This window comes from Achromobacter sp. SD115, assembly GCF_017355315.1.
GTDB lineage: Bacteria > Pseudomonadota > Gammaproteobacteria > Burkholderiales > Burkholderiaceae_B > Achromobacter > Achromobacter xylosoxidans_B.
On the sequence record NZ_JADIJM010000016.1, the window covers coordinates 126903 to 148429 of the forward strand.

Below are 21527 nucleotides of genomic sequence, written 5' to 3' on the forward strand. Positions count from 1 at the left end.
CAGGAGCAATTGGTGAACGCGGACAAAACCCCAGCGCGAATACTGGCCGTGGGAGATATCCATCAAGTCGAACTGCCCTTGCGGTGGGGCGATTCGGACGCTCTTAACCATCTGAACAACGCCATGTACTTCCGTCTCATGGAAGAAGCCCGGATACAGATACTCTATGGCGCGGGCTTTGCGCTGCCTTCCGATCAGGGGCTCATCCTGGCGCATGCGTCCTGCGATTTCCTGCGGCCCCTGACCTATCCCGCCAACGTGCTCGTGACCCACAAACTCACGCGCATCGGCCGTTCCAGCGCGGAATTCGAATTGTTGCTGGAGAAGGTAGGCGACGAAGGCGGTCCGTATGCCCGCGCGCGCAACGTGCTAGTCTGGATGGACTATACGGTCAATGCGTCCGCCCCGTGGCCGCAAGAGGTGCTGTCCAAACTGGGCGCCATGTTCAAGCCCGCGGCTTGATGCGGCGTCTTCGGACGGCCCCGCCAAAATAGCGCGTGCTTTGGCCGGGCATGCCGGTAAAATCTAGCGCAAAATCAAAAAAGCAATATGGGCGCGCCACCCTCGGCGCCAGCCGCCACAGGGCACCGGACGGTGCTGCTGGGACCGGCGCCGGCAGCCGCGCCCTCTTCGGTTAGACCTTAACTAGGAGTTGGAGCGATGGACAAGGTTTTTGCAAGCGCCCAGGAGGCGCTGGCAGGCATCGTCAAGGACGGTCAGATGATCGCCGTGGGCGGTTTCGGCCTTTGCGGCATTCCCGAGGCCCTGATCGCCGCGCTGCGCGATTCGGGCGTCAAGGACCTCACTTGCATCAGCAACAACGCGGGCGTCGACGGCTTCGGCCTGGGCCAGCTGCTCAATACGCGTCAAGTCCGCAAGATGATCGCGTCGTATGTGGGCGAGAACAAGGAATTCGAACGCCAGTTCCTGTCCGGCGAACTCGAGCTCGAGTTCACGCCGCAGGGCACGCTGGCCGAGAAGCTGCGCGCCGGCGGCGCCGGCATTCCGGCCTTCTTCACCCGTACCGGCGTGGGCACCATCGTGGCCGACGGCAAGGAAATCCGCGAATTCGACGGCCAGCAATACGTGATGGAGCGTTCGCTGGTGCCCGACGTGTCGCTGGTCAAGGCGCACATCGCCGATCGCAGCGGCAACTTGGTGTTCCGCAAGACCGCTCGCAACTTCAATCCGAACGTCGCCATGGCGGGCAAGTTCACGGTGGTCGAAGTCGAGGAAATCGTTGATACCGGCAGCCTGGATCCCGATCAGATCCATCTGCCCGGCATCTATGTGCAACGGATCGTGCTGAACGCCACGCCCGAAAAGCGCATCGAACAACGCACCACTCGCCCGGCCTAAGGAGAACAGACATGGCATGGTCCCGCGATGAAATGGCGGCGCGCGCCGCGCGCGAGCTGCAAGACGGCTTTTATGTAAACCTGGGCATCGGCTTGCCGACCCTGGTGGCCAACCACGTGCCCAAGGGCATGGAAGTGTGGCTGCAATCCGAAAACGGCCTGCTGGGCATCGGCCCGTTCCCCACTGACGATGAAGTCGACGCCGACCTCATCAACGCGGGCAAGCAGACGGTCACGACCTTGCCCGGCTCCTCGATCTTCTCGTCGGCTGATTCGTTCGCGATGATCCGCGGCGGCAAGATCAACCTGGCCATCCTCGGCGCCATGCAGGTGTCCGAAAAGGGCGACCTGGCCAACTGGATGATTCCGGGCAAGATGGTCAAGGGTATGGGCGGCGCCATGGACCTGGTGGCGGGCGTGGGCCGCGTCGTGGTCCTGATGGAGCACGTAGCCAAGAAGAAGGACGGCACCGAAGACGTCAAGCTGCTGGCGGAATGCAATCTGCCGCTGACGGGTGTGGGCGTGGTCGACCTGATCATCACCGACCTGGGCGTAATGGAAGTCACCGAAAACGGCCTCAAGCTGCTGGAAACGGCGCCGGGCGTGACGGTGGACGAGATCAAGTCCAAGACGCAAGCCAAGCTGGACGTGTCGGCGGTCAAGTAATCCGCCAAGCGCCGCATCAATGAAAACGCCCCGCAAGGGGCGTTTTTCTTTATGCCGTTTCGTCCAGCCGCATCCCCACATGGGGAATGCCGTCCTCGATGTATTCCTCGGTGACTTGCACAAAGCCGTGCCCGCCGTAGTAATTGCGCAAGCGGGCCTGGGCGCCCAGGTACATGGCGCGGCCGGGCCAGCGCTGGCGCACTTCCTGCATCGCGTGGCGGATCAGTTCGTGGCCCAGGCCCTGGCCGCGCGTCCAGGGCGCGGTGATGACGCGTCCGATCTCGATTTGGCCGTCCTTCAGCGCAGGGTCCAGGATGCGGCAATAGGCCGCGAGCTTGCCGTCCTGCCAGGCCATCAGGTGGGAGGTCTGGCCGACCAAGTCCTTGCCGTCCATGTCCTGGAAGATGCAATTCTGTTCAATAACAAAGACTTCGGTGCGCAGGCGCAGGATCGCGTAGATCTCGCTCACGGTCAGGTCCTGGTGGGCTTTGCAGATCCAATCGGGCATTGCGTCTATCCGGTGTGGCGTGGGGAAAGGGGAGCGCGCTTAGCGTAACTCAAACTGGCCCCGTTTCTTTTGATGCACTGTTACATATATTCACGGGTATACCCTTAGTATGAAAATCTATTTTCTTATCTAAAATTTGCTTGTAAACAGATTTACATAAACCCCAGCTACACCTCCTTCCCCATCGATGAACAAGGCCGCACTCACGATTGCTGACCGGATCGCCCGGGCTCAGCCCGCGCTGAGCCGTACTCAGCACAAGATGGCCGAGTATGTGCTGGCGCACCAGTTCCGCGCCGCCACCATGACCATCGACGAGTTCGCGGCGGCGGTGGGGGTGTCGGTGGCCACGGCCAACCGCTTCGCGCGCGCCCTGGACCTGCCGGGTTATCCGCAGTTCCGCGCCGAACTGGCGCGCGGCTTCGAGGCCGCGCTGGAACCCGTGGAAAAGCTGCGCACGGAACTGGCGCATTCCGCCAGCGCCGTGCAGATCTTCGCCGCCACGCTGGAAGAAGACATCCGCAACGCCCAGCGCAATCTGCAGTCGCTGGACGCCGCCGCCTGCGAGCAGGCAGTAGAGGCCATCCTGGCCGCCGACCGCGTGTTCATCATCGGTTTCGGCGCCAGCGGCTTCCTGGCCGGCCTCTTGCAGCGCGGCCTGTGCATGCACCTGCATTCCGTCGAATCGCTGGCCGGTCCCGGCGGCGTGTCGCACGCGGCGCGCCAGATGGCGCGCATGACGGCCAAGGACCTGGTGATCGCCATCGGCTTTCCCCGTTATCTGGCTGACACGGTGACCCTGGCCGGCGCGGCCAAGCAGGCCGGCGTGCCGGTGCTGGTGCTGACCGACAAGCCCACGTCGCCGCTGGCGCCCACGGCGTCCGTGGTGCTGTACGCGTATTCCGCGCGCCAGCTGATTCCCAATTCCGAAACCGCCGCGCTGGGGCTGATCGAAGCCCTGTCCTCGGCGGTGGCCTATCGGGCCAAGAATTCCGTCGCGGCCGCTGCTGGGGTGACCCAGTCCGTGATGCCGTGGCTCATCCATGGAGTAGGTAAACGATGATTCAACCCGTGATCGCGATTCACGGTGGCGCCGGCGCGATGTCCCGCGCGGCCATGTCGCCCGAGAAAGAACAAGAGTACCTGAGCGCGCTGGAGTCCATCCTGACCGCCGGCCAGGCCGTGCTGGCCCGGGGCGGCAGCGCCCTGGACGCCGTGACCGAAGCCGTGCGCCTGCTGGAAGACTGTCCGCTGTTCAACGCCGGCCATGGCGCCGTGTTCACCAGCGCCGCCACCCACGAGCTGGACGCCGCCATTATGGACGGCGCCACCCTGCGCTCGGGCGCGATCGCCGGCGTGCACCGCGTGCGCAACCCGATCTTCGCCGCGCGCAAGGTCATGGAAAACAGCAAGCACGTGTTCTTCGTGGGCGAGGGCGCCGAAGCCTACGCCCAGCAAGAGGGCGTGGAACTGGTCGATCCTTCCTACTTCTCCACCGAAGCCCGCCGCGAGCAGCTGCTGCGCGTGCAGCGCGAAACGCCGGAAGCGGCGGTGCTGGACCACGACGGCCAGGCTCTGGTCGCGCGCGGCCAGCCGGCGCCGGCCGATCCGCTGGATGCGGACAAGAAGTTTGGCACGGTGGGCGCGGTGGCGGTGGATGCGCAGGGCAACCTGGCGGCGGCCACCTCGACCGGCGGCATCACCAACAAGCAGGTCGGCCGCGTGGGCGATGCGCCGCTGATCGGCGCCGGCACCTATGCCAGCAACAAGACCTGCGCGGTGTCCACCACGGGCACCGGCGAAATGTTCATCCGCATGGTTGCCGCCTATGACGTGGCGGCCCAGATGGAATATTGCGGCGCGTCGCTGGAAGCGGCCGCCGACCGTGTCGTGCATGAAAAGCTGCCCACCATCGACGGCAAGGGCGGCCTGGTGGCCGTCGACGCCCAGGGCAATGTGGCCTTGCCGTTCAACACGGAAGGCATGTATCGGGGTTACGCCCGCGTTGGCGAGAAGCCGGTCACCGCTATCTACCGATAAGCGGCGGCGGGTTCGTTTTTTCAGTATTTGGGGAATCAAAAGAGATGGTTGATCGCGCAAACAGCCTGGCGCTGCCGGAAAACCGCGTGGTCCAGGTCGACGACCTGACGGTGCGCTTCGTGGGATCGGAGCGCACGGTCGAAGCCGTGCGCAATCTGTCGTTCCATGTGGACCGGGGCGAGACCCTGGCCATCGTGGGCGAATCGGGTTCGGGCAAATCGGTGACGTCCCTGGCGCTCATGCGTCTGGTGGAACATGGCGGCGGGCGCATCGCCCAGGGCAACATGGCCCTGCGGCGGCGCAACGGTTCCGTGATCGACCTGGCCGGATCGAGCCAACGCGTCATGCGCAATGTGCGCGGCGCGGACATGGCCATGATCTTCCAGGAGCCGATGACCTCCTTGAATCCGGTCTTCACCGCCGGCGACCAGATCGCGGAATCGATCCGCCAGCATCAGGGCAAGGACGCCGCGGCCGCTCGCGCCGAGGCGCTGCGCATGCTGGAGCAGGTGCGCATTCCGGAAGCCAAGTCGGTGCTGGACCGCTACCCGCACCAGTTGTCGGGCGGCATGCGCCAGCGCGTGATGATCGCCATGGCGCTGGCCTGCAAGCCGGCGCTGCTGATCGCCGACGAACCCACCACCGCGCTGGACGTCACCATTCAGGCGCAGATCCTGCAACTGATCCGCCAGCTGCAGGAAGAAATGCACATGGGCGTGGTGTTCATCACCCACGACATGGGCGTGGTCGCGGAAGTGGCCGACCGCGTGCTGGTCATGTACCGCGGCGACAAGGTCGAGGAAGGCCCGTCCGAGCAGGTGTTCGCCTCGCCGCAGCACCGCTACACCAAGGCGCTGCTGTCGGCCGTGCCGAAGCTGGGCGCCATGCAGGGCACCGACCTGCCGGCACGCTTTCCGCTGCTGCAGGCCGAAGGCCAGGCCCAGCCCGAAGCCGCTCCCGTCAGCGCGCAGCCCGCGCCGGACGCCAAGCGCGAACCCATCCTGAGCGTACGCAAGCTGGTCACCCGCTTCGACCTGCGCGGCGGCATCATGAGCCGCGTGCAGCGCCGCGTGCACGCCGTGGAGCAGGTCAGCTTCGACCTGTATCCCGGCGAGACACTGTCGCTGGTGGGCGAATCCGGTTGCGGCAAGTCCACCACCGGCCGTTCGCTGCTGCGTCTGGTCGACAGCCAGGGCGGAGAGATCCGCTTCGGCGGCCGCGACATCGTGCGCCTGAAGAACACCGAGCTGCAATCCCTGCGCCGCGACATCCAGTTCGTGTTCCAGGACCCGTTCGCCTCGCTGGACCCGCGCGTGACGGTTGGCTTCTCCATCATGGAACCGCTGCTGGTGCACGGCGTGGCCCGTGGCCGCGACGCCGAACGCCGCGTGGCCGAACTGCTGGAGCGCGTAGGCCTGCCGGCGGAAATGGCGCAGCGCTATCCGCACGAATTCTCCGGCGGCCAGCGCCAGCGCATCTGCATCGCGCGCGCCCTGGCCCTGAACCCCAAGGTCGTGATCGCGGACGAATCGGTGTCGGCGCTGGACGTGTCGATCCAGGCGCAGATCGTGAACCTGCTGATCGACCTGCAGCGCGACATGGGCATTTCCTTCCTGTTCATTTCGCATGACATGGCCGTGGTCGAGCGCGTCAGCCACCGCGTGGCCGTCATGTACCTGGGCCAGATCGTGGAGATCGGCCCGCGCCGCGCCATTTTCGAGAATCCGCAGCACCCTTACACCAAGAAGCTGATGTCCGCCGTGCCGATCGCCGATCCGGCACGGCGCCACATGAAGCGCACGCTGTTGTCCGACGAAATCCCCAGCCCCATCCGCAAGCTCAATGACGAGCCGGTGGTGCAGCCGCTGGTGCAGGTCGGAACGGATCACTTCGTCGCCCGGCATCCGGTCGGCGGAGCGTATTGAGTCAGTTGACGTACTTGTTTTTCTTCCACCAAACCCCCTAATTCCTTACGGAACCAGGAGTTGCAATGATGAAAGTTCTGCGCCCCACCAAACTGATGGCCGCCGCCGCGCTGGCCTTCGGCGTGATCGCGTCGCCGCTGGCGCATGCCGCCAAGGACGTGACGTTCGCCGTCTCCATCGCGCTGGAAACGCTCGATCCGTACAACACCAACAGCACGCTGAACCAGGCGGCCGGCAAGGCCTACTACGAAGGCCTGTTTGAATTCGACAAGGACCTGAAGGTCCAGAAGGTGCTGGCCACCGACTACACCGTCAGCGAAGACGGCCTGGTCTACACCTTCAAGCTGCGTCCCGGCGTGAAGTTCCACGACGGCACCGATTTCAACGCCGAAGCCGTCAAGATCAACTTCGACCGTCCGGCCAACCCGGACAACCGCCTGTCGCGCTACATCCAGTTCAGCGTCATCGAGAAGACCGAAGTGGTCGATCCGATGACCATCAAGATCACGCTGAAGAAGCCGTTCTCGGCCTTCATCAACGCGCTGGCCCACCCGGCCGCCATGATGATCTCGCCCGCCGCCCTGGCCAAGTACGGCAAGGAAATCGGCTTCCACCCCGTGGGCACCGGTCCCTTCGAATTCGTCGAATGGAAGCCGGCTGAATACCTGAAGGTCAAGAAGTTCGACGGCTACTGGAAGAAGGGCTACCCCAAGGTCGACACGCTGACCTTCCGCACCGTGACCGACAACAACACCCGCGCCGCCGTGGTGCAGACGGGCGAGGCGCAGTTCGCCTTCCCGGTGCCGTTCGAGCAGGCCGCCGTGCTGAAGAAGAACGACAAGCTGGACGTGGTCGATCACCAGAACTCGATCATGGCGCGCTACCTGTCCATGAACACGCAGCAAAAGCCGTTCGACAACGTCAAGGTGCGTGAGGCCATCAACTACGCCATCAACAAGGAAGCCCTGGCCAAGGTCGCTTTCTCGGGCTACGCCACCATCGTGGACGGCGTCGTGCCGACGGGCGTGGACTTCGCCCACAAGACGGGTCCGTGGCCCTACGACATCAAGAAGGCCAAGGCCCTGCTGGCCGAAGCCGGCTACCCCAACGGCTTCGAAAGCCAGCTGTGGTCCGCCTATAACGACGGCACCTCGGTGAAGGTGGTCCAGTTCCTGCAGCAGCAGCTGGCGCAAGTCGGCATCAAGGTGTCGGTCGAAGTGCTGGAATCGGGCCAGCGCGTGCAGCGCGTGCAACAGGTGCAGAAGCCTGAAGACGCCAAGGTCCGCATGTACTACGCCGGCTGGTCGTCCTCGACCGGCGAAGCCGACTGGGGCCTGCGTCCGCTGCTGACCACCGCCGCTTTCCCGCCGGTGCTCAACAACGTGTCCTACTACTCGAACAAGTCGGTGGACGACGGCATCCAGCAAGCCCTGGCCACGACCGACCGCGCCAAGAAGACCGAAATCTACAAGAACGTTCAGGAAACCATCTGGAAGGACGCCCCCTGGGCCTTCCTGGTGACCCAGAACAACCTGTACGTGAAGTCGAAGAACCTGTCGGGCGTGTACGTTGAGCCGGACACCTCGTTCTGGTTCGGCGACATCGATCTGAAGCAGTAAATCTGGCAGTCACTCTCGGGGCCTTCGCGCCCCTGTAAGGCCACATACGGCGGGGGCGCGGTGTCCCCGCCGATGTTGCAGGAATTTCAATGCTGACCTACATCGTCAAACGTCTTTTGGGCATGATCCCCACGCTGCTGCTGGTGGCCGTGGTCGTGTTCCTGTTTGTGCACATGCTTCCGGGCGACCCGGCGCGACTGGCCGCGGGCCAGGAGGCCGACCAGCAGACCGTCGAGCTCGTGCGCAAGGAACTTGGGCTGGATCTGCCCCTGCCGCAGCAGTTCGTGCGCTACTTCAGCCACATGCTGCAAGGCGACCTGGGTACCTCGTTGCGTACCAAGCGCCCCGTCTCGACCGAAATCGCCGACCGCTTCATGCCCACGCTGTGGCTGACGCTCGCCAGCATGGTCTGGTCAGTGACCTTCGGCATGATCATCGGCATCGTGTCGGCGGTATGGCGCAATCGCTGGCCCGACCGTCTCGGCATGACGCTGGCGGTGTCCGGCATCTCGTTCCCCGCGTTCGCGCTGGGCATGATGCTGATGCAGGTGTTCTCCGTGAATCTGGGCTGGCTGCCGACCGTGGGCGCCTCGACCTGGCAACACTACATTCTTCCGTCCATCACCCTGGGCGCCGCAGTGGCGGCCGTGATGGCGCGCTTCACCCGGGCTTCCTTCGTGGAAGTCATCCAGGAAGACTTCGTGCGGACCGCCCGCGCCAAGGGCCTGACCGAGCGCCGCGTCGTGATCAAGCACGCGCTGCGCAATGCGCTGATTCCCGTGGTCACCATGATGGGCCTGCAGTTCGGCTTTCTGCTGGGCGGCTCGATCGTGGTCGAGACCGTGTTCAACTGGCCCGGCCTCGGCCGCCTGCTGGTGGACGCCGTGACCCAGCGCGACTATCCGGTGATCCAGGGCCTGGTGCTGCTGTTCTCGCTGGAATTCATCCTGATCAACCTGATTGTCGACGTGCTCTATGGCGTCATCAATCCCAGCATCCGTTACAAGTGAGGCGGCCATGAGTAATACGACACCCGCCACGACCATCGCCGCCGCTCCCAAGAGCGACGTGCGCACGCCCGCCACCGAGTTCTGGCGCAAATTCAAGAAGCAGAAGCTCGCCGTCGGCGCGGGCATCTTCGTCCTGCTGCTGGTCGTGATCGCGATCTTCGCGCCGTGGATCGTGCCGTTCGATGCGGAGAACTTCTTTGACTACGACGCGCTGAACGCGGGACCTTCCACCACGCACTGGCTGGGCGTGGATTCGCTGGGCCGCGACATCTTCAGCCGCATCATCATGGGCGCGCGCATCTCGCTGGCCGCCGGTTTCCTGTCGGTCGCCATGGGCGCCATTGTCGGCACCTTCATGGGCCTGATGGCGGGCTACTACGAAGGCTGGTGGGAACGCATCACGATGCGCATCTCCGACGTGCTGCTGGCGTTCCCCGGCATGCTGCTGGCCATCGGCGTGGTCGCGATCCTGGGCTCCAGCATGATCAACGTCATCGTGGCCGTGGCCGTGTTCAGCGTGCCGGCGTTTGCCCGCCTGGTGCGCGGCAATACCCTGTCGATCAAGCAGATGACCTACGTCGAGGCGGTCAAGAGCGTGGGCGCGTCCGACTGGACCATCATCATGCGCCACATCCTGCCCGGCACGATCTCGCCCATCGTGGTCTATGGCACGATGCGCATCGGCACCTCCATCATCACCGCGGCCAGCCTGTCGTTCCTGGGCATGGGCGCATCGCCTCCCACGCCGGAGTGGGGCGCGATGCTGAACGAAGCGCGCGCCGACATGGTGATCGCCCCGCACGTGGCGATCTTCCCGGCGCTGGCGATCTTCCTGACGGTGCTCGCGTTCAACCTGCTGGGCGACGGCCTGCGCGACGCGCTCGATCCCAAGATCGACCGCAAGTAAGCTTGCCGCCGGACCTCTACGGAGGGCCGGCATGGAGGGCGGCTATTTCCGCCGCCGCCCCAGTCCGCGACACGCGCTACCCAGTGCGCGCAGCGGACACAGGGCGGCGGCGTTTTGCATTCTGGAGCGTGGCGACACGTAGTGAACATGGACAAACAAGCGCTGGACATTCCCCGCATCGGCGTACTGCCCTCGGGACCGCTGGATTCGATCTGCGATGTGGGCGAGGTCACCGTCGGCCATCGCACGCTGGCCGACGGCCCGCTGCAAACCGGCGTGACCGTGGTGCGTCCGCATGGCGGCGACCCCTATCTGGACAAGGTTCCGGCCGCTGCCACCGTGCTGAACGGCTTCGGCAAGAGCACCGGCCTGGTCCAGGTGCAGGAGCTGGGCGTGCTGGAAACGCCTATCGCGCTGACCAACACCTTTGGCGTGGGAACGGTGGCCAATGCGCAGATCCGCGCCGCGGTCGCGGCCAATCCCGGCATCGGCCGCGGCATGGCTACCGTCAATCCGCTGGTCTTCGAATGCAACGATGGCTATCTGAACGACATACAAGCGCTGGCGGTGCAGGAATCGCATTACGTTGACGCGCTGGCCGCCGCGGACAAACCATTCGAGCAGGGCGCGGTCGGCGCCGGCCGGGGCATGTCCTGCTTTTCGTTCAAGGGCGGTATCGGTTCGGCTTCGCGCGTCGCGTCCATCGTGGAGGGGCCGCGCTACACGGTCGGGGCGCTGGTGCTGTCGAACTTCGGCCGGCTGCCCAACCTGACCGTGGCGGGCCGGCCTTTCGGCCGCCGGCTGGCGCAGCAGCTGGACAACGGCCTGGCGCAGGCGGGCGAGAACGCCGCCATCGTGCCGGAGAAGGGTTCCATCATCCTGCTGCTGGCCACCGACGCGCCGCTGGACGCGCGCCAGTTGCGCCGCCTGTCGCTGCGGGCGGGGGCGGGACTGGCCCGCACCGGCTCGGTGTACGGCCATGGCAGCGGGGATATCGCGCTGGCGTTTTCCACCGCCTACACGGTGCCGCAACTGCCCGAGCAGCCCATGCCGGCGCTGGCGATGCTGCATGAAGCCCGCATCGATCCCCTGTTCGAAGCCGCTGCCGAGGCTTGCGAGCAGGCCATCATTTCCGCGCTCTGGCATGCCGAGGGCGTGACGGGGCGCGACGGCAACCACCGCGCCGCGATCCGCGACGCGGCGCCGCAGTGGCGCCAGTGGCTGTCCGACACTGAACTCTGAAATTCTCCAAGGCTGATTCCATGAAGATCCTGATTTCCACCGATATCGAAGGCGTCGCCGGCGTCTTTCATTCCGAACAAGTGCGCGCCGGCAACGGCGAATACGAGCGCGCCCGCGCCTGGATGACCGCCGAGGCCAACGCGGCCGTGCAGGGCGCGATCGCCGGCGGCGCCGAAGAGATCCTGGTCAACGATTCGCACGGGGGCTTTCGCAACCTGCTGCCGGACGGCCTGGACGAGCGCGCCCGCCTGGTGCTGGGCAAGCCGCGCTACCTCGGCATGATGGGCGGCCTGGAAGAGGGCTGCGACGCCGTCTTCATGATCGGCTACCACTCGCGCTCGCAAGGCCGCGGCATCCTGGCCCACACCATCAACAGCTTCGCCTTTGCCCGCGTGCTCATCAACGGCATGGAGCTGGGCGAGGCCGGCCTCTACGGCGCGCTGGCGGGCGAGATGGGCGTGCCCGTCATTCTGGGGACTGGGGACGACGCCTTCATCGCGGAAACGCGCGACACCTTCCCGGGCGCCGAGTGGGTGCAGACCAAAGTGGCCCACGGGCAGGGCAGCGGCGTGACCCTGTCGCCGGCCGCTTCGCGCCGCGCGATCGCCGCCGCCGCCGAGACCGCCGTGCGCAATCTCAAGAAAGGGGGGGCGGTTCCTTTCCGCATTCCCGCCCCTATAGAATGCCGGTTGCAGACGCAGAGCTCGGCCCTGGCCGACCTGTTCTGCATGTGGCCCACGCTGGAACGCGTGGACGGCGTGACCTTGCGATTCACCACGGATAGCATGCAGTCCGCCGTCCGCACGCTGAACAGCCTGGCCGCCATGTCTTTCATGTTGCGCTAAGGATCCCATCCCCCATGTCTAGCACCGACGCCCGTATCGCCCAATTGCGGCAGGCCATGAGCCGCCGCGGCCTGTCCGCCTATGTCGTTCCGTCCTCGGACCCGCATCTGTCCGAGTACTTGCCCGCGCGTTGGCAGGGGCGGCGTTGGCTGTCCGGCTTCACGGGTTCGGTCGGCACGCTGGTGGTTACGGCCGACTTCGCCGGCCTGTGGGTGGATAGCCGCTACTGGGTGCAGGCCGAAGCGCAGTTGGCCGGCACCGGCGTGCAGCTGATGAAGATCGCGCTGGCGACCACGCCTGGCCACGTGGACTGGCTGGCCGCCAACACAAAGGCGGGCGAGGTCATTGGCGTGGACGGGCAGGTGCTGGGCCTGGGCGCTTTCCGTGCCCTGTCGGCCGCCGCGGCCGCCGCCGGCGCCGTCCTCGAAATCCGCGAGGATCTGTTGGACGAGGTCTGGACGGACCGCGCCGGCCTGCCTGGCGCCGCTATCTATGAACACGTAGCGCCCGAGGCCTGCGTGACCCGCGCCGACAAGCTGGCGCAGGTGCGCGAGGCCATGCGCGCGCAGGGCGCCGACGTGCACTTCATCAGCACCCTGGACGACATCGCCTGGCTCTTCAACCTGCGCGGCGCCGACGTGGACTACAACCCGGTGTTCGTCGGCCACGCGCTGATCGGCCTGGACCACGCCACGCTGTTCGTGGCCGACGGCAAGATCGACGGCGCGCTGCGTGCCGTCCTGGCGGCCGACGGCGTGGAAGTGGCTGGCTATGCCCAGGCCGCCGACGCGCTGGCCTCGCTGGAGCTGGACCAGAAGCTGCTGATCGATCCGGCCCGCGTGACCTGCGGCGTATTCCATGCCATGGATCCCGCCGTGCCGCGCATCGAGGCCATCAACCCGTCCACCTTACTGAAGTCGCGCAAGACCGATGCCGAATTGGCGAATGTGCGCCAGGCCATGGCGCAGGACGGCGCCGCGCTCTGTGAGTTCTTCGCCTGGTTCGAAGGCGCGCTGGGCAATGCAACCATCACCGAACTGACCATCGACGAGCAGATCACCGCCGCCCGCGCGCGCCGGCCCGCCTACGTCTGCCCCAGCTTCGCCACCATTGCCGGCTTCAACGCCAACGGCGCGATGCCGCACTACCGCGCCACGCCCGAATCGCACGCCACCATCGAAGGCGATGGCCTGTTGCTGATCGACTCGGGCGGCCAGTACCTGGGCGGCACCACCGACATCACCCGCGTGGTCGCGGTGGGCACGCCCAGCGCCGACCAGAAAGTGGACTTCACGCTGGTGCTCAAGGGCATGATCGCGCTGTCGCGCGCCTCGTTCCCGCGCGGCACGCCTTCGCCCATGCTGGACGCCATCGCGCGCGCTCCCATCTGGGAAGGCGGCGCGGAATACGGCCACGGCACGGGCCATGGCGTGGGCTACTTCCTGAACGTGCACGAAGGCCCGCAGGTCATTTCCTACCGCGCAATGCCCGGCCCGCACACCGCAATGGAGCCGGGCATGATCACCTCCAACGAGCCGGGGATCTACCGGCCGGGCCGCTGGGGCGTGCGGATCGAGAACCTGGTCGCCAACCGCAGCTGGCTGACTTCCGAACTCGGCGAATTCCTGTGCTTTGAAACGCTGACGCTGTGCCCGATCGACACGCGCTGCATCGAACCGTCGCTGCTGCGCGCCGACGAAATCGCCTGGCTCAACGATTATCACAAGACGGTGTTCGAGCGCCTGTCGCCGCTGGTCGAAGGCGAGGCGCTGGCCTGGCTGGAGCGCCGCACTGCGGCGATCTGATTCACTGCGCGAGCGCATGAAAAAGGCCGCGGGCGTGATGCCCGCGGCCTTTTTTGTGGGCGAGGCGGGCTCAGCCTTCCTGCGTGGCGGCCTTGGCGCCGCGGTACAGCGCAAGGCGGCCTATCAGGCAGCCCAGGACCAGCAGCGCGCCGTAGGCCAACAGCGTCATGGCGGCGGCCGCATGGGATTCCGAGGCGCGGATCAACTGGCCCCAGGTCATCGCCCGGACGACCAGGAATCCTATGCCTATGCCCAGCGCCTGGGCCAACCAGAATGCGATGGTGCCGTGGGCGACGGCCCGTCCAAACCGGGCCGTGCCGATCGGATGCGGCAGGGTTTTCAGGCAGACCAGGGCGCACAGCGCCAGCAGGGCCGCGGGCAGGACCAGGTAGCCCAGCGCGAATTCGGTCCAGCTTGCACCCGGGGCCTGCATCTGCAGGAAACTGCCCACCGAGATGGAAACGGTCAGTTGCCAGACCAGCACGGTCAGCGCGGTCACCCAGGCGGCGTGGCGCCGTTCGTAGGCGGGGCCGCCGGCCGGGCCTGCGGGCTGCACGGTCCAGGCGGCAATGCGCACGATGACGCAGATGCCGATGATCTCCAGCACGATGCTCACGAGCTTGGTGATGATGTTCAGCGTCAGGAACTGCCCGATCATGCCGAAGCCGAGCCGTTCCTGCAGCACGTCGCGGTTGTCCATGACGAAGCGCATCAGCGTGTTCTGCAGGAATGCCATTCCCGCCGCCACGGCCAGGGTGTAGAGCAGGAACAAGGCGATGAAGGTGCCGTACAGCTTGCGGGGTTCGTCAACCGCCGTCGCGTCATGGCGCGCCAGCCAGCGGCGCATGGCGCCCCAGGTAGTCAAGCCGGCGATCACCGCGCCCGCAACGATATGGGCGAGGAGCGGCGCCAGGAACTGGGGTTGGCTGTACATCTCCCGCATTCGCTCCAACCCGGGCAGGGCGAGCAGGCTATAGGACTGGACCAGCGCGGAGTAGGCCAGCCGCAGGAAAACGGCAGTCAGTGCCAGGCGCCAGGCGAGCGAGTAGGAGGATCGGGCGGGGTCGGTCATCGGCGGAGAGAGGAAGTGTTGAGAAAAAACAGCAGCCGGAAAAATAGGGATCGAACATAGCACGGCGCTGCGCCGCGCCACACAAGGCGATGACCCTCGCAGCCATTCGAGTGCTGCCAAATGTTACGCCCCGGAGCTAGGGGAAAACCCAAATAAGCTCCGCCTCCCGGCTATAATCCAAATTTCCCGCACGCGCCCGCTCGTCCCGGGTGCTCATTACGATGACCAAATACGTATTTGTCACCGGCGGTGTGGTGTCTTCCCTGGGCAAAGGCATCGCCGCTGCGTCGCTCGCCGCCATCCTCGAGTCGCGTGGCCTGCAAGTCACCATGCTGAAGCTCGACCCGTACATCAACGTCGATCCGGGCACCATGAGCCCGTTCCAGCATGGCGAGGTGTTCGTCACGGAAGACGGCGCCGAAACCGACCTGGACCTTGGCCACTACGAGCGTTTCATTTCCGCTCGCATGCACAAGGTGAATAACTTCACCACCGGCCAGATCTACGAATCCGTGCTCCGCAAGGAGCGCCGCGGCGACTACCTGGGCAAGACCGTCCAGGTCATTCCGCACATCACCAACGAAATCCAGGACTTCATCGCCCGTGGCGCCGAAGCCGCCTGGAACGGCAACACCGACGTCGCGATCGTCGAGATCGGCGGCACCGTGGGTGACATCGAGTCCCTGCCGTTCCTCGAGGCCGCGCGCCAGATGAGCCTGCGCATGGGCCGCAACAACGCCGCCTTCGTGCACCTGACGCTGGTGCCCTTCATCGCATCGGCCGGCGAACTCAAGACCAAGCCGACCCAGCACTCGGTGCAGAAGCTGCGCGAAATCGGCATCTACCCGAACGCGTTGCTGTGCCGCGCCGACCGCCGCATTCCGGACGACGAGCGCGCCAAGATCTCGATGTTCTCCAACGTGCCCCTGGACGCGGTCATCTCCGTCTGGGACGCCGACTCGATCTACAAGATCCCGGCCATGCTGCACAAGCAGGGCGTGGACAACATCGTCTGCGAAGCGCTGGGCCTGACCCCGCCGCCGGCCGACCTGTCCATGTGGGACAACCTGGTCGAGGCGCTGGAGCACCCGCAGCACCAGCTCACCATCGGCATGGTCGGCAAGTACGTCGACCTGACCGAGTCGTACAAGTCGCTGACGGAAGCGCTGGTTCACGCCGGCATCCACACGCGCTCGAAGATCAACATCGAGTACATCGACTCCGAAGACATCGAAACCCGCGGCACCGACCAGCTCAAGCACCTGGACGCCATCCTGGTTCCGGGCGGCTTCGGCAAGCGCGGCACCGAAGGCAAGATCGCCGCGATCCGCTACGCCCGTGAAAACGGCGTGCCTTACCTGGGCATCTGCCTGGGCATGCAGCTGGCCGTCATCGAGTTCGCGCGCCATGTCGCCGGCCTGGGCGGCGCCAACAGCACGGAATTCGATCCCTCCGCGCCGCACCCCGTGGTGGCCCTGATCACCGAATGGATGGACCGTGAAGGCAAGGTCGAAAAGCGCAACCAGTCGTCCGACCTGGGCGGCACGATGCGCAAGGGCGCGCAGCGCGTGCCGATCAAGGCCGGCACCCGCGCGCAGACCATCTATGGCGACGAAGTGAACGAGCGTCACCGCCATCGCTACGAGGTCAACAACGTCTACGTGCCGCGCCTGGAAGAGGCCGGCATGGTGATCAGCGCCCGCACGCCGACCGAGAACCTGCCGGAAATGATGGAATTGCCCGACCACCCGTGGTTCGTGGGCGTGCAGTTCCACCCCGAGTTCACGTCCACTCCGCGTGACGGCCACCCGTTGTTCAGCAGCTATATCCGCGCCGCCATCGAGCAGAAGGCTCGCCGCGGCCAGGAGGCGTAATGCGCGCCTGCGGTCTGGAGTTCCGTAAGCGGATCTTCGGGACCGCGGGCCGCCGCCCCAGCGCCGCCCTGTACGGCGGCGCTGCTTTCGGATACAACCAATTAGCATCGGATATGCGTCGCCCGGCCGCCTTGCGCGACACTGGCGGCGTCGCCGTATCCGGCGTCAGACCGAAACCAACGCAACTGCTCTGAAGGAACCCCATGAGTGCCTACCTCATCGCCGACGTCTCAGTGACCAAGCCCGCGCAGTACGAGGATTACAAGCGTCTGTCCACGCTCGCGATGCGCGCGTACGATGCGAAGATCCTGGTGCGCGGCGGCGATTCCAGGCACCTCGAGGGCCGTGAGCCTGGCCGTACCGTCGTCATGGAGTTTCCCTCCATGACCGCGGCCCAGGCTTTCTACGACTCCTGGCAGTACCGCCGCGCCCGCAATGCCCGCGAAGGCGCGGCTGTCATGAATATGTTTATCGTTCAGGGAATGTAAAGTCATGAGTGCTATCGTCGATATCATCGGCCGCGAGATTCTGGATTCGCGCGGCAACCCCACCGTCGAATGCGATGTGCTGCTGGAGTCCGGCGCCATGGGCCGCGCGGCCGTGCCGTCGGGCGCGTCCACCGGCGCGCGCGAAGCCATCGAGCTGCGCGACGGCGACAAGAGCCGTTATCTGGGCAAGGGCGTGCTGCGCGCCGTCGAGAACCTGAATACGGAAATCTCGGAAGCCCTGATGGGCCTGGACGCCCAGGAACAGACCTTTGTCGATCGCACCCTGATCGAGCTGGACGGCACCGAATCCAAGGAACGCCTGGGCGCCAACGCCATCCTGGCCGCTTCGATGGCCGTGGCCCGCGCCGCCGCCGACGAATCGGGCCTGTCCCTGTACCGCTATTTCGGCGGCAGCGGCCCCATGAGCATGCCCGTGCCGATGATGAACGTCATCAACGGCGGCGCGCACGCCAACAACACGCTGGACCTGCAGGAACTGATGATTCTGCCGGTAGGCGCGGGCAGCTTCCGCGAAGCCCTGCGCTGGGGCGCCGAAGTCTTCCACATGCTCAAGAAGCTGATTCACGGCCAGGGCATGTCCACGGCCGTGGGCGACGAGGGCGGTTTCGCGCCCAACGTGCCCAGCCACGAAGCCGCCATCCAGCTGATTCTGAAGGCCATCACCGAAGCCGGCTACGAGCCGGGCACGCAGATCGCCCTGGGCCTGGATTGCGCCAGCTCCGAGTTCTACCGCGACGGCAAGTACACGCTGGCCGGCGAAGGCGGCATCTCGCTGTCCTCGCAGGAATTCACCAACCTGCTGGCCACCTGGTGCGACAAGTACCCCATCATCTCGATCGAAGACGGCATGGCCGAAAACGATTGGGAAGGCTGGAAGCTCTTGACCGACCAGTTGGGCAAGAAGGTGCAGCTGGTGGGCGACGACCTGTTCGTCACCAATACCAAGATCCTGCGCGAAGGCATCCAGAAGGGCGTGGCCAACTCGATCCTCATCAAGATCAACCAGATCGGCACCCTGACCGAGACCTTCGCCGCCATCGAAATGGCCAAGCGCGCCGGCTACACCGCCGTGGTGTCGCACCGTTCGGGCGAAACCGAGGACTCCACCATCGCCGACATCGCCGTGGCCACCAACGCGATGCAGATCAAGACGGGTTCGCTGTCCCGTTCGGACCGCATGGCCAAGTACAACCAGCTCCTGCGCATCGAGGAAGAGCTGGCTGAAGTCGCGTCGTATCCGGGCCTGGAAGCTTTTTACAACCTGCGTTGATGAGAAGCGCGGCTCCAGGCGCAAGCCCGGGGCTGCATCCACGCCACGACTGCTGAGGGTTCCCGCGTATGCGCCTGTTGTTCCTGGTGCTGTTCGTGCTGCTAGGCCTGATCCAATACCCGCTGTGGCTGGGTAAGGGCGGGTGGTTCAAGGTCTGGGATCTGCAACGCCAGGTGGCGGAGCAACGCGAGACCAATGAAGGCCTGCGCGCGCGCAACGCCGCATTGGAAGCGGAAGTGCGCGACCTCGAGGGTGGCTCCGGCGCCATCGAGGAACGCGCCCGCGGCGAACTGGGCATGATGCGCGACGGCGAGGTATTCGTGCACATTCTGCCGCAGAACACCCCGGCTCCGGCGGGCGGCGCCTCGCTGGCCGCCGATGCCGCGGCCAAGCCGGCCACGCCCGCGCGCGCCAGCGCGCCGGCCGCCCGTCCGGCGGCTGTGCCTCCCAAGCCCGCCAATCAGGCCAACACCCGGCACTGAACGCCGGCCGCCGCTCCTGTCCATCCCCCGGTTGGTCAGCCGCAGCGCACGCTGCGGCACTCGCCGTACACGATGCCGGCGGGTTGCGGCGTTCTGCGCGCCCAATCCGCCGGGTGCGAGTGCATCTCCGTTTCCAGCTCCATGCGCAAGGGCAGCAGGCCCTTGGCCTGCGCGTTACCGGCGTAGCTGTTTATGTCGGGACCCAGCACGGCCAGCAACGCCCGCAAGGGCGGCAGCAGCGGCTTGTGCAGGTAGGTCAGGCGCAACTTCAAGGTGTTGGCCTGGAAGATGCTCTGGCCGCCTGGGCGCGGCGGCCGGCGCGCATGCTGCAGGTCCTGGTAGCTGTTGTCGATGACGCGCAGGCCCTGCGCCACGGGCAGCTTGAGATCGGGGCGGGCGTGTTCGCGGAACGACTGCTCGTCGGGCAGCAGGACTTCGATGCGCCAGGGATGGGTGCCTGAAATGGCCGTCAGCGCGGCCAGTTCGGCATTCTGGCGGCGGCGGGCGCCGGCCTGGCCTTGTATGTCGGCGTGCAGCGGCAGCAGCGCCTGCAGAAAGGCTGTCCGCATGCGTACCGGATCGCCGTGCGTGGTGGCGCCGGCGCGTGAGGCCTCCATCAGCGCCAGATAGGCCATCTGGCGCACGCCTTGCCAGCGGGCTGCTTCGATTGCCAGCAGGCCCAGCAGCAGCACCAGCGCCGCCGCCACCGCGAATTCGATGGCGGCGGCGCCGCGCTGGCGGCAGGAAGGGGCGTAAAAAAAGGCGGTCATGGCTGCGCAGTCTGGCGCAGGCATGGCCGCCTGTCGATGAGGATAAGCCGGTGTGCTGGAATTGTCCCGGCGGCCAGGCCGCCGGCACGGGTCAGTGCACCGTGGGAGGTTCGTCCGCGGCGGGCGCGGCGCTGGACGAGAACAAGGTGGCGCAGTCGACGGAGTCGAACTTGTACGGCTTGCCGCAGAAGTCGCAGGACACCTCGACCTGGCCGCGCTCCGCCAGGATGCTGTCGACCTCTTCCTGGCCCAGCGTGCGTAGCATGCTGGCCACGCGTTCGCGGGTGCAGGGGCAGTGCCAGCGCACGGCCAGTGGATCGAACGCCACCAGGGTTTCTTCCCAGAACAGGCGATGGATCAGCGTGTCGATGTCGGTGGCCAGCAGTTCGTCGTGCTTGATGGTGCCGGCCAGGGCGCAGGCGCGGTCCCAGGTTTCGGCGGCGTTCTGCTCGGTAAGCGTGGGTGCGTCCGAACCGCCGTGGTACGGCAGGCGCTGGATCAGCATACCCGTGGCATGCTCGGCGTTGGCGGCCAGCCAGAGGCGCGTGTCCAGTTGCTCGGAGGCCTTCATGTAGTGTTGCAGGGCCTCGGCCACGGTGTCGCCCTGCAGGGGCACGATACCCTGATATGCCTGCTGGCCCGGCAGCTTGCGCTGCGGGTCCAGCACCACGATGAAACGGCCATTGCCGCCCGGGTTCAGCAAGCTTTGCATGTTGCCGTCGCTGGGTACTTCGTGGCCTTCGCGCATCTTGACGGTGGCGCGCAGGCTCAGGTCGTTGCGGCATTCCACCACCAGCAGGGCGATGGGGCCGTCGCCCTGGATCTGCAGCACCAGCGAGCCGTCGAACTTGATGTTGGCGGCCAGCAGGGTGGACGCCGCCACCAGTTCGCCCAGCAGGTGGGTGATGGCGGGGGGATAGTCGTGATTGGCCTGCACGGCCTTCCAGGTCGCCTCCAGGCGCACGGCCTGGATGCGGACGCTGCGGTCTTCGGTAAGGTATTTCTTGAGCTGATCGGTCATGGAGGAATGTTAGCCGATCAGGCCGGTCTATTCCCCCTGCCGCCAGCAGGGTCGAAGCGTCGCGCCGGGGCCCTCAGCCGATCCGTTTCAGGGCCGTCTTGTAGTGTTGGCCGCGTGCCACGTAATGGGCGGTGTTCTTGTGCAGATTGGCGATTTCCTCGTCCGAGAGTTCACGGACGATCTTGCCGATGCCGATGACCAGGGAATTGTCGGGAATGATGCGGTCTTCGGGAATGATGGCGCCGGCGCCGATCAGGCAATTGCGGCCGATGACGGCGTTGTTCAGCACGATGGCCTGCATGCCCACCAGGGCGCCTTCATGGATGGTACAGCCGTGCAGCATGGCCTGATGGCCCACCGTCACATTGGGGCCGATGGTCATGGGACAGCCGTCGTCCACGTGCAGCACGCTGCCTTCCTGGATATTGGTGCCGCTCTGGATCAGGATGGCGTCGTTGTCGCCGCGGATCGACACGTTGGACCAGATGCTGACGCCTGCCTCCAGCGTGACGTTGCCGATGATGTCGGCGCTGTCGGCCACATAGGCGGCCGGGTCGATGTTAGGGATCAGGTCGTCGAGCTGGTAAATGGGCATGCCTGGTTC

Annotated in this window: 21 protein-coding genes; 16 read left to right on the forward strand and 5 right to left on the reverse strand. The window is 65.7% G+C overall.

Annotation, left to right across the window (positions count from 1 at the left end; genetic code table 11):
• The first annotated feature begins 12 nt into the window (after positions 1 to 12).
• From IPU70_RS21715 to IPU70_RS21725, 3 genes are all read left to right on the forward strand, one after another.
• Positions 13 to 462, forward strand: coding sequence for an acyl-CoA thioesterase (locus IPU70_RS21715; protein ID WP_207470201.1), 450 nt, complete (start codon positions 13 to 15; stop codon positions 460 to 462).
• A gap of 198 nt (positions 463 to 660) precedes the next feature.
• Entirely contained in the window at positions 661 to 1359 is a 699-nt protein-coding gene (locus IPU70_RS21720) for a CoA transferase subunit A (protein ID WP_013392274.1), read from the forward strand.
• Positions 1360 to 1370: 11 nt separating this feature from the next.
• Positions 1371 to 2024 (forward strand): CoA transferase subunit B, encoded by a 654-nt coding sequence (locus IPU70_RS21725; protein ID WP_013392275.1) that lies wholly within the window; start codon positions 1371 to 1373, stop codon positions 2022 to 2024.
• Between the two features lie 49 nt (positions 2025 to 2073).
• On the opposite strand, the gene IPU70_RS21730 is transcribed toward IPU70_RS21725, so the two are convergent.
• Complete coding sequence (locus IPU70_RS21730; RefSeq protein WP_207470203.1) at positions 2074 to 2532, reverse strand: GNAT family N-acetyltransferase; 459 nt, start codon at positions 2530 to 2532, stop codon at positions 2074 to 2076.
• A 187-nt stretch (positions 2533 to 2719) separates the two neighbouring features.
• Here IPU70_RS21730 and IPU70_RS21735 point away from each other — a divergent pair, with 187 nt between their 5' ends.
• The 9 genes from IPU70_RS21735 to IPU70_RS21775 all read left to right on the forward strand — a co-directional run bounded on the left by IPU70_RS21735 (position 2720) and on the right by IPU70_RS21775 (position 13925).
• On the forward strand, positions 2720 to 3595 hold the full coding sequence (locus tag IPU70_RS21735; RefSeq protein WP_013392277.1) for a MurR/RpiR family transcriptional regulator: 876 nt from the start codon (positions 2720 to 2722) through the stop codon (positions 3593 to 3595).
• Complete coding sequence (locus IPU70_RS21740; RefSeq protein WP_207470205.1) at positions 3592 to 4572, forward strand: isoaspartyl peptidase/L-asparaginase family protein; 981 nt, start codon at positions 3592 to 3594, stop codon at positions 4570 to 4572. The genes IPU70_RS21735 and IPU70_RS21740 overlap by 4 nt, the downstream gene beginning before the upstream one ends.
• A gap of 44 nt (positions 4573 to 4616) precedes the next feature.
• Positions 4617 to 6497, forward strand: coding sequence for a dipeptide ABC transporter ATP-binding protein (locus tag IPU70_RS21745; RefSeq protein ID WP_207470207.1), 1881 nt, complete (start codon positions 4617 to 4619; stop codon positions 6495 to 6497).
• Between the two features lie 65 nt (positions 6498 to 6562).
• Positions 6563 to 8116 carry a glutathione ABC transporter substrate-binding protein GsiB gene (gsiB, locus tag IPU70_RS21750; protein ID WP_013392280.1) on the forward strand — a complete coding sequence of 518 codons (1554 nt, stop codon included), beginning with the start codon at positions 6563 to 6565 and terminating at the stop codon, positions 8114 to 8116.
• A gap of 89 nt (positions 8117 to 8205) precedes the next feature.
• The gene (gene gsiC, locus IPU70_RS21755) at positions 8206 to 9126 is read left to right on the forward strand and encodes a glutathione ABC transporter permease GsiC (RefSeq protein ID WP_013392281.1); all 921 of its coding nucleotides are present in this window, start codon (positions 8206 to 8208) and stop codon (positions 9124 to 9126) included.
• Positions 9127 to 9133: 7 nt separating this feature from the next.
• On the forward strand, positions 9134 to 10033 hold the full coding sequence (gene gsiD / locus IPU70_RS21760) for a glutathione ABC transporter permease GsiD (protein WP_207470208.1): 900 nt from the start codon (positions 9134 to 9136) through the stop codon (positions 10031 to 10033).
• Between the two features lie 147 nt (positions 10034 to 10180).
• Positions 10181 to 11275 carry a P1 family peptidase gene (locus IPU70_RS21765; RefSeq protein ID WP_207470270.1) on the forward strand — a complete coding sequence of 365 codons (1095 nt, stop codon included), beginning with the start codon at positions 10181 to 10183 and terminating at the stop codon, positions 11273 to 11275.
• Positions 11276 to 11295: 20 nt separating this feature from the next.
• Positions 11296 to 12120, forward strand: a complete 825-nt coding sequence (locus tag IPU70_RS21770; RefSeq protein ID WP_207470210.1) for a M55 family metallopeptidase — start codon at positions 11296 to 11298, stop codon at positions 12118 to 12120.
• Positions 12121 to 12134: 14 nt separating this feature from the next.
• The gene (locus IPU70_RS21775; RefSeq protein ID WP_207470212.1) at positions 12135 to 13925 is read left to right on the forward strand and encodes an aminopeptidase P family protein; all 1791 of its coding nucleotides are present in this window, start codon (positions 12135 to 12137) and stop codon (positions 13923 to 13925) included.
• A gap of 70 nt (positions 13926 to 13995) precedes the next feature.
• On the opposite strand, the gene IPU70_RS21780 is transcribed toward IPU70_RS21775, so the two are convergent.
• Positions 13996 to 14997, reverse strand: coding sequence for a hypothetical protein (locus IPU70_RS21780; RefSeq protein ID WP_207470214.1), 1002 nt, complete (start codon positions 14995 to 14997; stop codon positions 13996 to 13998).
• A gap of 221 nt (positions 14998 to 15218) precedes the next feature.
• On the opposite strand from IPU70_RS21780, the gene IPU70_RS21785 reads away from it, so the two are divergent.
• The 4 genes from IPU70_RS21785 (at position 15219) to ftsB (ending at position 19132) form a co-directional block, all read left to right on the forward strand.
• Positions 15219 to 16871 (forward strand): CTP synthase, encoded by a 1653-nt coding sequence (locus IPU70_RS21785; protein WP_207470216.1) that lies wholly within the window; start codon positions 15219 to 15221, stop codon positions 16869 to 16871.
• A gap of 203 nt (positions 16872 to 17074) precedes the next feature.
• Positions 17075 to 17359 carry a DUF1330 domain-containing protein gene (locus IPU70_RS21790; protein WP_013392289.1) on the forward strand — a complete coding sequence of 95 codons (285 nt, stop codon included), beginning with the start codon at positions 17075 to 17077 and terminating at the stop codon, positions 17357 to 17359.
• Positions 17360 to 17363: 4 nt separating this feature from the next.
• Complete coding sequence (gene eno, locus IPU70_RS21795) at positions 17364 to 18650, forward strand: phosphopyruvate hydratase (protein ID WP_013392290.1); 1287 nt, start codon at positions 17364 to 17366, stop codon at positions 18648 to 18650.
• A gap of 68 nt (positions 18651 to 18718) precedes the next feature.
• Positions 18719 to 19132, forward strand: coding sequence for a cell division protein FtsB (ftsB, locus tag IPU70_RS21800; RefSeq protein ID WP_207470229.1), 414 nt, complete (start codon positions 18719 to 18721; stop codon positions 19130 to 19132).
• Positions 19133 to 19167: 35 nt separating this feature from the next.
• Here ftsB and IPU70_RS21805 read toward each other — a convergent pair whose 3' ends face one another.
• From IPU70_RS21805 to IPU70_RS21815, 3 genes are all read right to left on the reverse strand, one after another.
• The gene (locus tag IPU70_RS21805) at positions 19168 to 19902 is read right to left on the reverse strand and encodes a TadE/TadG family type IV pilus assembly protein (RefSeq protein ID WP_242702633.1); all 735 of its coding nucleotides are present in this window, start codon (positions 19900 to 19902) and stop codon (positions 19168 to 19170) included.
• 91 nt (positions 19903 to 19993) lie between these two features.
• The gene (gene hslO, locus IPU70_RS21810; protein WP_207470236.1) at positions 19994 to 20923 is read right to left on the reverse strand and encodes an Hsp33 family molecular chaperone HslO; all 930 of its coding nucleotides are present in this window, start codon (positions 20921 to 20923) and stop codon (positions 19994 to 19996) included.
• A gap of 73 nt (positions 20924 to 20996) precedes the next feature.
• Positions 20997 to 21518 (reverse strand): gamma carbonic anhydrase family protein, encoded by a 522-nt coding sequence (locus IPU70_RS21815; RefSeq protein WP_207470237.1) that lies wholly within the window; start codon positions 21516 to 21518, stop codon positions 20997 to 20999.
• Positions 21519 to 21527 lie beyond the last annotated feature (9 nt).